9 protein-coding genes are annotated in these 13,755 nt (G+C 38.3%); 8 read left to right on the top strand and 1 reads right to left on the bottom strand.

Annotated elements, in window-relative coordinates; genetic code table 11:
- Positions 1-107: 107 nt before the first annotated feature.
- The 5 genes from ACR1PO_RS12850 (at position 108) to ACR1PO_RS12830 (ending at position 9,940) form a co-directional block, all read left to right on the top strand.
- Complete coding sequence (locus ACR1PO_RS12850; protein WP_433987007.1) at positions 108-2,576, top strand: beta-mannosidase; 2,469 nt, start codon at positions 108-110, stop codon at positions 2,574-2,576.
- A 154-nt stretch (positions 2,577-2,730) separates the two neighbouring features.
- Complete coding sequence (locus tag ACR1PO_RS12845; RefSeq protein ID WP_433987006.1) at positions 2,731-3,639, top strand: AEC family transporter; 909 nt, start codon at positions 2,731-2,733, stop codon at positions 3,637-3,639.
- A gap of 207 nt (positions 3,640-3,846) precedes the next feature.
- Positions 3,847-6,294 carry a replication restart helicase PriA gene (gene priA, locus ACR1PO_RS12840; protein WP_433987005.1) on the top strand — a complete coding sequence of 816 codons (2,448 nt, stop codon included), beginning with the start codon at positions 3,847-3,849 and terminating at the stop codon, positions 6,292-6,294.
- A gap of 161 nt (positions 6,295-6,455) precedes the next feature.
- A complete protein-coding gene (gene dacB / locus ACR1PO_RS12835) occupies positions 6,456-7,925 on the top strand; it encodes a D-alanyl-D-alanine carboxypeptidase/D-alanyl-D-alanine endopeptidase (protein WP_332389180.1) in 1,470 nt (489 codons plus the stop codon).
- A gap of 164 nt (positions 7,926-8,089) precedes the next feature.
- Positions 8,090-9,940 carry a M1 family metallopeptidase gene (locus ACR1PO_RS12830; RefSeq protein WP_433987004.1) on the top strand — a complete coding sequence of 617 codons (1,851 nt, stop codon included), beginning with the start codon at positions 8,090-8,092 and terminating at the stop codon, positions 9,938-9,940.
- 66 nt (positions 9,941-10,006) lie between these two features.
- Here the strand turns inward: ACR1PO_RS12830 and ACR1PO_RS12825 are convergent, their stop codons facing one another.
- Positions 10,007-10,885, bottom strand: a complete 879-nt coding sequence (locus ACR1PO_RS12825; RefSeq protein WP_433987003.1) for a cupin-like domain-containing protein — start codon at positions 10,883-10,885, stop codon at positions 10,007-10,009.
- Positions 10,886-11,043: 158 nt separating this feature from the next.
- On the opposite strand from ACR1PO_RS12825, the gene kbl reads away from it, so the two are divergent.
- The 3 genes from kbl (at position 11,044) to ACR1PO_RS12810 (ending at position 13,751) form a co-directional block, all read left to right on the top strand.
- The gene (kbl, locus tag ACR1PO_RS12820) at positions 11,044-12,240 is read left to right on the top strand and encodes a glycine C-acetyltransferase (protein WP_233332589.1); all 1,197 of its coding nucleotides are present in this window, start codon (positions 11,044-11,046) and stop codon (positions 12,238-12,240) included.
- Positions 12,241-12,412: 172 nt separating this feature from the next.
- On the top strand, positions 12,413-12,964 hold the full coding sequence (locus tag ACR1PO_RS12815; protein ID WP_433987002.1) for a CopD family protein: 552 nt from the start codon (positions 12,413-12,415) through the stop codon (positions 12,962-12,964).
- A gap of 58 nt (positions 12,965-13,022) precedes the next feature.
- A complete protein-coding gene (locus tag ACR1PO_RS12810) occupies positions 13,023-13,751 on the top strand; it encodes an ABC transporter permease (RefSeq protein WP_433987001.1) in 729 nt (242 codons plus the stop codon).
- Positions 13,752-13,755 lie beyond the last annotated feature (4 nt).

Below are 13,755 nucleotides of genomic sequence, written 5' to 3'. Positions count from 1 at the left end.
GTTGTCATTCCAGGCATAGCGGGAATCTAAACCGATAAAATAGAGATTCCTTTGTCCCTCGGAATGACAAATCACTGGTATGATAACGATACAAAAAAAATTTATTGATGAATAGAACAATCCTTTTTGCTTTCCTTTTCATGCAGAATATTTTTCATGCACAGTTTTCACAAAGGAGCTTGTCTTCGGAGAGCTGGCAGTTTAAAAACTCAAAAGAACAGAGCTGGCTTCCTGCTAAAGTTCCGGGAACAGTTCATCTGGATTTGATGAATAACAAGATGATTCCGGATCCGTACAAAGATGAAAATGAAAAGAAAGTACAATGGATAGAAAATGAAAACTGGGATTATCAGACAGCATTTACCGTTTCTTCCCGGGAACTGATGAATGACAATATAGATCTGGTATTCAATGGGCTGGATACATTTTCTGAAATTTACCTTAACGGTAAGATGCTGAAGAAAACAGATAATATGTTCAGGAAATGGAGTATTCCGGTGAAACAATATCTGAAAGCAGGTAGCAATACATTGCAGGTCAGGTTTACCTCTGCAGTAAATACCGGAAAAGAATTGGCTAAGAAAGTTCCGTTTACCATGCCGGAGTCCCCAAGAAGCTTTGTAAGAAAAGCTCAATATCAGTTTGGGTGGGACTGGGGCCCAAGGCTGGTTACCGCAGGAATCTGGAAAGATGTTCAGTTGGAATTCTGGAATAATGCCAGAATTACTTCGGTTAAAGATATTCAGAGCAAATATGCTGAACCCTCTCACAATTTACACTTTGATGTAGAAATGTATGCGCAGAACGCCGGTGATTATACGCTGGACCTTAATTCCATCCATAAAAAAATTACTTTAAAAAAAGGGAACAACACAATTACGGTTCCTTATGATACTGAAGGGATGAAGCTCTGGCAACCCAATGGACGTGGTGAGGCTAATCTCTATAATTTCGAAGTGAAGCTTTCCAAAGATCAGAAAAATATAGATGTTAAAAATATAAGGATAGGCTTAAGAACCGTAGAATTGGTTCAGGAAAAAGATGAAAAAGGAAAGTCATTTTACTTTAAAGTGAATGGGCAACCATTGTATATCAAAGGAACCAACTGGATTCCGGGCGATAGTTTTTCACCAAGAATGACCAGAGAAAAATATCAGAAACTGATCAAAGACACAAAAGACGCCAATATGAATATGATCCGCATCTGGGGCGGAGGTATTTATGAAGACGATGAATTTTATAAAGCCTGTGATGAAAACGGTATCCTCGTCTGGCAGGATTTTATGTTTGCAGGAAGCTTTTATCCGGCAGATGAAGCCTTTTTAAATAACGTAAAAGAAGAAGTTAAAGATCAGGTCGCCAGACTTCAGAATCATCCATCCATTGCTTTGTGGTGCGGGAATAATGAAATTGATGAAGCCATTGTCAACTGGGGGTACCAGAAGCAGTTCAAATATTCAGAAAATGACTCCCTTCAGGTTTGGAAAGACTATAAAAAATTGTTTCACGATGTCATTCCCAAGGCATTGGCAGAAAACCTGAAATCAGATAAAAATATCTACTGGCCGAGCTCTCCGTCTATCGGCTGGGGACATAAAGAAAGTCTCACAGAAGGTGACTCTCATTACTGGGGCGTATGGTGGGGTGAGCAGCCGTTTGAGATTTACAACGAAAAAGTAGGTCGCTTCATGTCTGAATATGGCTTTCAGGGAACTCCTGCTCTTGAAACGACAAGATCAATGTTTTCCGGAACTCCTGATTTAAACCTTCAGAATCCAACCATCAAAGCGCATGAAAAACATGCCAGAGGCTGGGATATCATTAATGAATATATGAAGCGTGATTATAAGGTTCCGACTGATCTCGTACAATATAACTACATTTCACAATTGTTGCAGGCAAGAGGAATGCAGATTGCCATTGAAGCTCACCGCCGTGCAAAACCCTATAATATGGGAACATTGTATTGGCAGCTCAACGACTGTTGGCCGGTAGTCTCATGGTCTTCCATCGATTATTTAGGAAACTGGAAAGCTTTCCATTATCAGGCGAAAAGAAGCTTTGAGCCTGTTTTGGTATCAGTAGCTGAAACAGAAAAAAATTATGACGTTTATCTGATAAGTGATTTGCTCAAAGAATTAAAAGCAGATATCAAGCTTGAACTCATTGATTTCAAAGGGAAAACACTTTGGAAAGCTAACCAGTCAGATATCATCAATACTGATATTAGTAAGAAAATCCGAAGCATCAATAAGTCAGAGCTGGCTCAGTTTGATTTGTCCCGAGCTGTTTTAAAGATCAGCTCTGAAAAAGATACAAAATTCGAAAAGCTGTTCTTTTTTAATAAGCCAAAAGATCTGAAACTTTTACAACCTGAGATTAAGATCAGAAAAATATCACCCACTGAAATTGAAATCTCTACAGATGTTTTAGCCAAAGATGTTTATCTGATTGGAGATACTCATTTCAGTGATAATTTCTTTGATCTCCTGCCGGAAACTTCAAAAAGAATAATCCTCTCAAAACCTTTGGAAAATGTTGAGACGTTGAGTCTTTGGGAGGTGATGAAAGGTTAAAATACAGCAAATGGTCTCCAAACCTTAGAGGTTTTTAAAGCCTATAAGGTTTAAAAATGAAAGAAAGTCATTAGAATTTAACTCAAAAAAATATAAATTTTACCTTTCCAACTGAAAAATCAGCCGTAAATTTGTTCCATATTTTATTACAGTTATGGTAAATTTTGTTCTGATTGCAGTATGCATTATTGCAGGAATGATATTCAAAGCAACAAAATCTATCCACCCCGATGCTCATAAGGGTATCAATACCTGGATTCTTTATCTTGCTCTTCCGGCAGTTTCATTTAAATACCTGCCTAAAGTAAAATGGACAACAGAAATGCTGTTCCCGATTGCAGCCACATTTTTAATTTCAGTGTTCTGCTTTTTCTTTATGATGTTTTACAGCAGGAGCAGAGGCTATTCAAGGCGTTCAAGGAGTACTTTAGAACTGGCAAGCGGTTATAGCAATACTTCATTCATAGGATTTCCGTTGATCAGTGCTTTTTATGGGGAAGGGCTTCTGAGTATCGCGATTATCTGTGATCAGACCATGTTCTTTGCCCTTTCCACGCTGGGAATTATTGCGGCAGTAAAAGGAGGCAGTAAATCCGGTAAAGTAAGTGCAATATTCATCTTAAAAAGACTTGTCACGTTTCCTCCTTTAATAGGTTGTATTTCTGCATTAATACTCTCACAGTTTATTGATTTTACTGTTGCAGAGCCGTTTTTTGATAAGCTGGCAGCAACGGTAAGTCCACTGGCTTTATTTTCTGTCGGCTTGCAGCTGAAATTTAACGGCTGGAAAAAACTGATCCCGCAGATGTCTATGTCTATGCTTTACAAGCTTATTCTGGCACCCGCAATTGTTTTAGGAATGGCTTTATTACTGGGAATAAAAGGAAATGTAGCAAAAATTACGGTATTTGAAGCAGCAATGCCGACACTGGTAACCTCAAGTATTATTGCAGAACAGTTCAGGCTGAATACAAAACTGACCAACCTGATCATTGGATTCAGTATTATTGTAGGCTTTTTTACTTCTGCATTCTGGTATCAGATCACGGAACTTCTTTTTTAGTCATTCATGAATCCTTTCCTCGATCCTTTCTGGATTTGTGTTGTTCTTTTATCCACACGCTTTGTCATAGAAATAGGAATGGACAAAAATAAGGAGAAAATAAAGAGTAGAATGCAGTTTCAGGTCTTGGTTAAAGATGATGAAAGAATTTCTGTAAACTTGCAGTTCTCTCAGGAAAAATCTAATTTTACATTTTAAATATTTCCCTTGCAGTACGCTCAGATAGTTTTACCATTGAATTTAAAAGGATCTTTTACCTATAAAGTTCCTGAAGAAATGATGCCCGAAATCCAGCCTGGAATGCGTGTTCTGGTACCGTTTGGCGGGAAGAAAATCTATACGGGAATTGTATTTGAGCTTCATGATAATGCACCGGAAAATTTTGTTGCCAAGGAAATCATCAGCATGCTGGATGATCGACCTATTCTTCCTCAGGAGCAGATCGATTTCTGGAACTGGCTTTCAGAATACTATATGTGCAATCTTGGGGAAATTTACAGGTTTTCATTTCCTTCTTCTTTAAAACTTGAAAGTGAAACCTATTTAAAATTAAAACCGGGTGCAATTGTTGACTTCGAAAATCTGGATGTTAACGAAATGTACCTGATTCAGGCACTCGAGGTGCGTCAGCTGATCAACCTGACGGATATTGAAGCATTTATACCTAAAAAAGATATCATCAGAACCATCAATTCACTTATCGATCTTCAGTATATTGAAATTGATGAGAAGATTGCTGAAAAATATAAAGCCAGAGAAGTAGCGTATGTAAGGATTAATGATGAGGTGCTGGTCAATCAGAACCTCACGGAAATTCTTTTAAAGCTGAACAGGGCACAGAAGCAGAAAGATCTTTTCCTTCTTATTCTGGAAAAACAAACAGAAAATCCGGATACACCTATAAAAAAATCTGAACTGTTTGAAGATGGTTATTTTGGAAGTTCGCACTTCAAGCCTCTGGCAGACAAAGGTCTTGTGGAGGAATATTATATGCAGAAAGACAGGATCGCGAGTTATGAAGGAGAAATTGAAGAGCTTGAGGAACTTTCAGAACAGCAGAAAACAGCCAAATCCGAGATCGATGAAGCTTTTGAAGAAGGGAAAAATGTGCTGCTTCACGGTGTCACTTCATCAGGAAAAACCCATATTTATTTAGAGAAAATAGATGAATGCATCCGTGACGGAAAGAATGTTCTGTTTTTACTTCCGGAAATTTCCCTGACCAAACAGATTACCCAGCGGTTAGAAAAAAAATATGGCAGGCAATTAGGCTTTTATCATCAGAAACTTACTGATTTTGAAAGGGTGGAAGTATGGAGAAGAATCAGACAGAACGATATCCGTATTCTGATCGGAACCCGTAATGCTCTGTTTTTACCTTACCAAAACCTGGGGCTTATTGTAGTGGATGAAGAACATGATGCTGCTTACAGACCAAGGGAAGTATCTCCTTATTTTAATGCTAAGGATGCGTCATTGGTTTTGGGCAGGCTTTATCAGGCGGGAGTCATCCTGGGATCTGCCACACCTTCCGTTGAAAGCTACTACAGCGCCAGAAAAGATAAAATGAAATACGTTTTTCTGAATGAAAGATTCGGGAACGTTAATTTACCTGAATATGAACTGATCAATTTTAAGGAAGCCCAGGAGTCTAAAAAGGTTTCCGGAAACTTCTCTCTGAAGCTTATTGAGGATATTAAGAAAACAGTAGATGCAAAAAATCAGGCTATTGTCCTGCATAATCGCCGTGGCTATTCCAATGTAATTGAATGTGAAAGCTGCGGGTATGTGAATTACTGTTCCAATTGCGATGTGGTGATGACGTATCATAAAGCGGCCAATGAAATGAAGTGTCATTATTGCGGCCAGAGAGCATCAAAACCTAAAACCTGTCCTAAATGTAATTCCGAAAAGCTGAACGAAAGAGGAGTAGGTGTAGAGCAGATTCACGAAGAAGTTTCCAAACTGTTTCCGGAAAATGAGGTGGATAGAATGGATGTAGATTCTATGCGTAAGAAATTTGCCTACGAAAAGCTGTATGAAAAGATTGAAGATGGAGAAACAGACATTATCGTAGGAACACAGATGATTTCCAAAGGGCTGGATTTTGACCATATCGAACTGGTTGCGATTCCTAAAGCGGATTCCTTATTATATGTACAGGACTTCAGAGCAGAGGAGAGGGCTTATCAGCTGATCACACAGGTTTCAGGGAGGGCCGGAAGGGTTTCCGGAAAAGGAAAAATTCTCATTCAGACTTTTAATCCTGATCATTCCGTATTTCAGTTGATCAAGATGAACAATCCCGCTAAAATCTATAAATATATCCTTACTGAGCGTCAGAAATTTCATTATCCGCCTTTTACCAAGCTGATCATGATTGAGCTGAAACACAGAAGAGAAGATAAAGCAGACCGTGCTTCTCAGTTTCTGGGTTCTATTCTCAGAAAATACCTTCCTGAAGACTGTGTTTTAGGCCCTGAAAGAGCTCAGATTGCAAGGCTGAACAATTTGTACCAGTTCCAGATTATGCTTAAACTTCCCCGTGGGAAGAACTATGAAAAATTCAAGAATATGGTTTTAATAAGTTTGAAAGAATTTGATGAAATCACTGCTTATCAAAGCATTAAAAAAGATGTTTTTGTGGATTTTTAACAATTTTTAACAAATTTTACACTCTTTTATAATAGGGCTGTAGTCCGTTGTATGACAATAATTTCTACTTTTGGACGTTGATTAAGTGTTTGGTTCTTTTAATGAATGATTTAACCTGTCATTTTTTATAGAGTCAAAGCTATAGAACAAAAAGAAGATAGATGGTAAATTTCAGAAAATATATTTCAAGTGCGGCGGTGTTGGCTTCTGGTTTTTTCCTGGCTCAATCTACCGTTTCTACCGTTCTTTATTCTCAGAATTATGACAATCAGAAAAGCAGCTTAAACCTACCTTCACCCGTTAGCACGGTGGTGGAGAAAACTGTTTTGTCAGCAAAAGAACTGGTAGACATTAATGTGAACACAATGATGACGGATCCTGTGCTGAAAAATGCAACCTGGGGATTCGTAGTGTATGACCCGAAAACGAAGAAAGTAATCTCTTCGTACAATGAAAATACTCCTTTAGTACCTGCTTCTACCACAAAATTACTGACAACGGAAACCGCTCTGAATATGCTGGGCGAAAACTACCGTTGGATGACTCAGCTGGAATATTCAGGAACCATAGATGAAAATGGAGTTTTAAACGGAAATCTTTATGTCATAGGAAGCGGTGACCCTTCTTTGGGAACAAACAAAGCAGGAGCAGCATCTTATAGAGATATCATTTCAGATTTCGTAAGTGGTGTTTCAAGAGAGGGAATCAAAAAGGTAAATGGTGATATTATCATTCAGACAGCGCTTTTCAAAGGCAATATTTCAATGCTTCCGGAAAATGTTGTATGGTTGGAAAACAATAACTATTATTTACCGGCAGGAACTACCCGCGATATCAACCCGGCCAACGAAAAATTAATCGTTAAAAAAGGTGGTTTCTCCACAGAAAAGAAATTTTTCTATGTTTCCCCTTACAATCATCAGATGGTCTATGCTGATAAATACGAAGGAAACGGAGTTTTAACAACCAAGCTTCCTGATGCACCTGCTTACCTTGCCAACTCTTTCAGGACAACACTGGTGAAAAGCGGCATTCCTGTTACCGGAAAAGTAACTCCGAAAATGACAGATGCGGCACCGGAAAACAGAAAAATGCTTTCAGCATATAAATCCCCAACTTTAAGCGATATTATTTATTATACGAACCAGCACAGTGACAACTCATTGGCTGAAGCTTTGCTGAGAACCGTAGGATATCAGAAAATGGGTGACCAGACTTCAGAATCCGGAAGAATAGTGGTGACTAATCACCTTAAAGATGCAGGTTTTGATATGACCGGACTTAACTACATCGATGGAAGCGGACTTTCAAGAAGTAATAATGTAACCCCGATTTCTCAGGTGAAATTCCTTACTTCCCTGATGGATCAGAAATACTACAGATCTTATCTGACTTCTTTGCCTGTCGGAGGGCAATCCGGAACTTTAAAAAGAATGTTCAATGCAGGAGGGAACGGACAGGTCTTTGCGAAAACAGGAACTTTGAACAAAGTGAAAACATTAGCCGGTTATCTGAAAACGAATTCAGGAAAAACATTGGTTTTTTCTTTAATGGTGAATAATTATTCCGGATCGGTAGATATGGTGAAGAAAAGAATGGAAAAAATTCTTGAACCTGCACTGGATTTGTAAAAATTTTTTATTTTATATATTATAACAGCCTTTTAATCATGGATTAAAAGGTTTTTTTTATATTTGATTAAATTTTTCAAAACATGACGAAATTGTACCTTTTGGTGTTGGGATTTTTATTGTCTCAACAATTTTATGGCCAGAAGCAAAGGCAAAATACGGATATGAAAGGATTAATCGAAAAAGAGAAAAAATCCTTCACCCAAAAGATGAATATCGGGAATATCAATCCCAATACCCTGAATTACGACTTACAGTATCAGAGAATGGATGTCAGCCTGGATCCTGCGGTCTACAATATTTCCGGTTCGGTAACTTCACATTTCAAACCTACCCAAAGTATGGGAAGCATTTATTTTGATCTTTCCAATTCATTAACGGTTTCCCAGGTGAAATATCACGGGATCAACATTACAAGCTTTCAGCAGCTTCCTTCAAAAGAATTGAAAATTGATTTTCCGGCCTCTATTCCTGCCAATATAGTAGACTCTCTTACCATTTATTATGCAGGAGCTCCATCTACAAGTAATGATGCTTTCAAAACGGCTCTTCAGAGCGGAACTCCGGTGCTTTCTACTTTAAATGAGCCTTATGGTGCGCAGGATTGGTTTCCTACCAAGCAGAGTTTAAATGATAAAATTGAAAGATTTGATTTTAAAATTACCACTCCATCCAACTACAGTGTAGCAGCTAACGGAAAGCTGATGTCTGAAACTTTTCCCACAGGGAATACCAAACTGACCTTTTGGAGAACGATGTATCCTACACCGGCGTATCTGATCGCTCTTTCGATTACAAATTTTGTAAAGCTTACTGATACCATCGGAAATCCTCCTTTCCCTTTTGTGAATTATATTTATCCGTCCACAAACTCAAATGCAACCAGCGTAGCTAATATTAACTGGACAAAGCAGGTAATGGATACTTTTGAAACCTATTTTGGTCCTTATCCTTTCAGGAATGAAAAATATGGACACATGGAATTTATGTACGGAGGAGGAATGGAACATCAGACCATGTCTTCTATGGGCGGATGGAGCAAACAGCTTATTGCTCATGAGCTTACTCATCAGTGGTTTGGTGATAAGGTAACCTGCGGTGCATGGAATGATATCTGGCTGAATGAGGGTTTTGCCACATTCGGGGAACATGTTGCCAATGAGAAGCTATTGATGAACAATACAGATTTTCTGAATTACTTACAAGGTCAGTCCAATTATATTACAGCAGGCACAACCGGAAGCGTATATGTACCGGATAGCGGACTTTCCAGCATTAACAGAATATTTGACAGCAGGCTTTCTTATGCCAAAGGAGGATATGTGCTGAGAATGCTGAAATGGATTTTAGGAGATACAGTGTTTTACCAGGCGCTGAAGGATTATCATGCAAGACCCAATCTTGCATACAGCTATGCACGTACAGCTGATTTTAATGCCTCCTTACTGCAGTCAACAGGAACAGATTTTACAGAGTTTTTTAATGATTGGGTGTATGGAGAAGGATATCCTACCTATACCATAAAGTGGATGCAGAGCGGGAATCAGGCTTTATTTAAGGTTTCACAGACCCAGAGCAGCTCTACGGTAAGCTTTTTCGAAATGCCTTTGCCCGTTAAAGTGACAGGAACATCCGGGCAGACGGCGTATCTGGTTCTTAACAATACCTCAAATAATCAATATTTCCTTCAATCGGTAACCTTCCCGATAGCGAGTGTACAGTTTAATTATGAGTATCAGATTATTGAGAAAAACTCTACAGTGACCCAGGATAATACGTTAAGTGTTTCTTCTGTTGAGAAGGAAGATTTTGGCTTATATCCGAATCCTGCTAAAAATGAAATTAATCTGAAAGGTATTAACAGAGCTGTGGACTTTACGATTCACGCAATTGACGGAAAGCTGGTAGGAAAAGGAACATATCAGCCGGGTAAAGCGATCGGAATTTCAGAATTGGTTCCGGGAGCCTATTTTATTACGATTGATGAAAAGAATATCAAATTTATTAAGCACTAAAATGAAGGTCGGGAAAGTATGGAGGGTACTTTCTGAAAACTTTTAAATATAATACAGAAGAAGCTTTCATATTTGAAAGCTTCTTTGTTTTCTTGCTGCTCTGGCTCCTCTTTGCCTCGCCAGTCTGACCTTGTAGGAGAACCATTTGTCTTTGAATATCTTACGCATAAGGTTATCAAAATGTCTGGTGATCACAAGGTTTTTAAAACCGCGCCATTTTTCAAGAGGACTTGAAGGCAGTGCTCTTACCGATATAGAATATCCTTCTGTATCATACTGAATATAATGCCACCATCCGGAAGGAATATACAGCGTGTCTCCAGGATGAATGACTGCTTCGTAACCATTTAAATAGAGCAGGGCAGGGTATTTTCTGTAATCCGGATTTTTAATCTGAACCAGACTGTGAAAATTGTATGGCAGCTTATACATAAAATCAGATTGCTCCCAGGGGAAGAGCCAGACTCTTTTGATTCCCCGGAATTGGGTGATAAAAACATGGGACATATCAATGTCAATATGATTTCTGGTTACGGAGCCCTCACCGCCGAAAAACATAAATGGCAGCCATTTCAGTATTTTACCCTTTGTTACATCATTGTAGATAATATCATTTTTAAGTTCAGGTTTTATTTTCAGCAAATTAAATAAGAAGAGCCGGTGTTCGGTAGGGGTTGATTGAATCAGGTCGAGATATTCTGAGAATGTGGCTTGGGCAATAGGATCACTTGCGACTCTGTCCAGGGAATCAAGCTCACTGCCGTATATATTGACCATCTGGTTTCCGGCAATCTCTTTGAAATACTCATAATTCCACTTTTTGAAAGCCGGGCTTTCCGGGTGTATGAAATCTTCAATAATAATTGGAATTCTCGGCTTCATATGGTTATTAATAAAGGTATCTGAGCTGATTGTCTTTATTTTTTGTACCGGCTTTAATCTCATATATTCAAAATTTAAGCAAATATAAATATTATCCTACTAAATTTGTAGACTAATAGTGTTAAAACTTAAACCTTAACTGATTTTTTAGAATTAAGGTTATAAAAGGTTTTATTTTACTGCCTTTTTAGTAAATTAGCACATCTAAAAAATTACTAAAAATGATCTCTGAAAAATACCTTCAACATTTACAGAATGAACTTCAGAATATTGAGAATGACGGACTTTACAAAAGAGAGAGAATCATCACTTCTCAACAGAGTGCAGAAATAGAGGCTAACGGAAAAAAGCTTTTAAACTTCTGCGCTAACAATTATCTGGGATTATCCAATCATCCGGAAGTGATGAAAGCTTCTCAGGATATGATCCAATCTCATGGATACGGAATGTCATCTGTACGTTTCATCTGCGGAACACAGGATATTCACAAGGAGCTTGAGAAAAAAATTGCAGATTTCCTTGGTCTTGAAGATACCATCCTTTACGCAGCTGCATTTGATGCTAACGGAGGTGTTTTTGAACCCTTATTTACAGAAGAAGATGCTATTATTTCAGATGAACTGAACCATGCGTCAATTATTGATGGTGTCCGTCTTTGTAAAGCGGCAAGATACAGATACAAAAACAATAATATGGAGGATCTGGAAGCTCAGCTGATTGCTGCTTCTGAAAAGAACCACCGTTTTAAAATTATTGTAACAGACGGAGTATTCTCAATGGATGGTATTGTTGCAGACTTAAAAGGAGTTTGTGATCTTGCAGACAAATATGATGCTTTGGTGATGGTAGATGATTCTCACGCAACAGGTTTCATTGGAAAGACTGGCCGTGGAACCCACGAAGCAAATGAGGTAATGGGTAGAGTGGATATCATTACTTCTACATTAGGAAAAGCGTTAGGAGGTGCTTTAGGTGGATTTACTTCCGGTAAAAAAGAAATCATTGATATGTTGAGACAGCGTTCAAGACCTTATTTATTCTCAAACTCTTTAGCACCTGGAATCGTAGGAGCTGCATTGAGAGTATTGGATATGATTTCTGATGACACTTCTCTTCGTGATAAAGTAATGGAAAATGCAGAATACTTCAGAACAGAAATGAAAGCAAAAGGCTTTGATATCCCTGAAGGCGATGCTGCTATTGTTCCGGTAATGCTTTACGATGCGCCACTTTCTCAGAAAATGGCCGAAAAGCTTATGGATGAAGGAATCTACGTGATCGGATTCTTCTATCCTGTAGTACCGAAAGGAAAAGCAAGAATCAGAGTACAGTTATCCGCTGCTCATACCAAAGAGCACCTGGATAAGGCGATTGCTGCATTTGAAAAAGTAGGAAAAGAATTAGGAGTGATCTCTTAATCGCTGAATTGGATACAATAATGAAAATATAAGGTTCGGCTCGGGCAGCTTTGCTGCCCCGAGCCGAACTATTTTTTATATAAATCCGTTTTTGATTGGGTTTTCCTGATCAAAAGAAATTTATTTTTAACAATTATATAATAAGCTTATCTTTGCTGTTAATTTTTTCTGAATGCTTTATACAATAATCAAAGCGCTGCACATTATTTTTATGGTAAGCTACTTTGCGGGAATTTTTTATCTCGTAAGGATTTTCGTTTACTATAAAGACACTGATGATTTTCCGGAAGAAAAAAAGAAAATTCTGAGAGAGCAGTATACTTTTATGGCCAGAAGGCTGTGGAATATTATCACCGTTCCTGCGGGAGTAATTATGGCAGTATGCGGGCTGGTCATGATTTTTTTAAATCAGGGACTGATGAAAATGGGGTGGTTCCACTTAAAACTGACCTTCCTTATCGGGCTTGCGGCCTACCATTACTGGTGCTGGAAAAAAGTTCTTCATTTAAAGGAACTGCATGGAGATACACTACCCATTGCCAATATCAAACTGAGACAGGCCAATGAGATTGCAACCTTCATTCTGTTTCTGGTGGTATTTACAGTTATTTTAAAATCAATGGTGATCGAATACTGGTGGCAATTAATTACAGGATTTTTCGTTCTTGTATTGCTGATCATGATGACGGTAAAACTGGTTAACAAAAACAAAAAAAACAAATAATTGTGGAGCAGGACGTATGTCTGAAAACATCCATCCTTTTTATATCTTACAAAAAACTATGATTGCAATTTTAAAGAAAGAACTTTGGAGTTACTTTGGAAACTGGAGTGCATGGGTGATCATTGCTGCTTTCAGCCTGATAGCAACCCTTTTCCTGTTCTTTTTCGACAACGATTCTAATATTTTTGAGATCGGAATGGCCTCATTGCAGAGCTATTTCGTATTGGTACCATGGCTGTTGATGTTTATCATTCCGGCCCTTTCCATGAAGACTTTTGCGGAAGAGCAGCAAACCGGAACATTAAACTGGCTTTTTTCACAGCCGTTAAAGGTTTCAGAACTGGTTACAGGAAAATTCCTTTCCGTATGGATTGTCGGGATTCTGTGCCTTATTCCTTCACTGATTTACCTTTATACGGTATATGTTTTGGGAGTTCCTGCAGGAAATATCGATCTCGGAATGACCTTCGGAAGCTACCTTGGGTTAATCATGTTAATTGCAGCCTTTTCAGCAGTGGGAATTTTAGCCTCTTCATTATCACAGAACCAGATTATGGCTTACCTGCTGGGTGTTTTTATGTGCTTCATCATGTATTTTGGAATTGAGCAGCTGGCAAGTTATAAACTTTTGGGCGGAGCTGATTTCATTCTTCAGAATATTGGCTTTTATCAGCATTTCTTAGGCTTCACAAGAGGGCTTATTGATGGTAAAGATGTAGCTTATTTTATTCTTGTCATTGGAGCTTCATTAGTATTGTCTAATCATTTTATTAACAAAAAGAAGTAGAATC

This window comes from Chryseobacterium amylolyticum (assembly GCF_051011775.1).
Classification (GTDB): domain Bacteria; phylum Bacteroidota; class Bacteroidia; order Flavobacteriales; family Weeksellaceae; genus Chryseobacterium.
This window is presented reverse-complemented; position numbering and strand designations above follow the sequence as displayed.

Coding starts and splice junctions, on each gene's coding strand:
- dacB (WP_332389180.1), top strand. CDS start 6,456: ATGGTAAATTTCAGAAAATATATTTCAAGTGCGGCGGTGTTGGCTTCT.
- ACR1PO_RS12830 (WP_433987004.1), top strand. CDS start 8,090: ATGAAAGGATTAATCGAAAAAGAGAAAAAATCCTTCACCCAAAAGATG.
- ACR1PO_RS12815 (WP_433987002.1), top strand. CDS start 12,413: ATGCTTTATACAATAATCAAAGCGCTGCACATTATTTTTATGGTAAGC.
- kbl (WP_233332589.1), top strand. CDS start 11,044: ATGATCTCTGAAAAATACCTTCAACATTTACAGAATGAACTTCAGAAT.
- ACR1PO_RS12850 (WP_433987007.1), top strand. CDS start 108: ATGAATAGAACAATCCTTTTTGCTTTCCTTTTCATGCAGAATATTTTT.
- ACR1PO_RS12810 (WP_433987001.1), top strand. CDS start 13,023: ATGATTGCAATTTTAAAGAAAGAACTTTGGAGTTACTTTGGAAACTGG.
- ACR1PO_RS12845 (WP_433987006.1), top strand. CDS start 2,731: ATGGTAAATTTTGTTCTGATTGCAGTATGCATTATTGCAGGAATGATA.
- ACR1PO_RS12825 (WP_433987003.1), bottom strand. CDS start 10,885: ATGAGATTAAAGCCGGTACAAAAAATAAAGACAATCAGCTCAGATACC.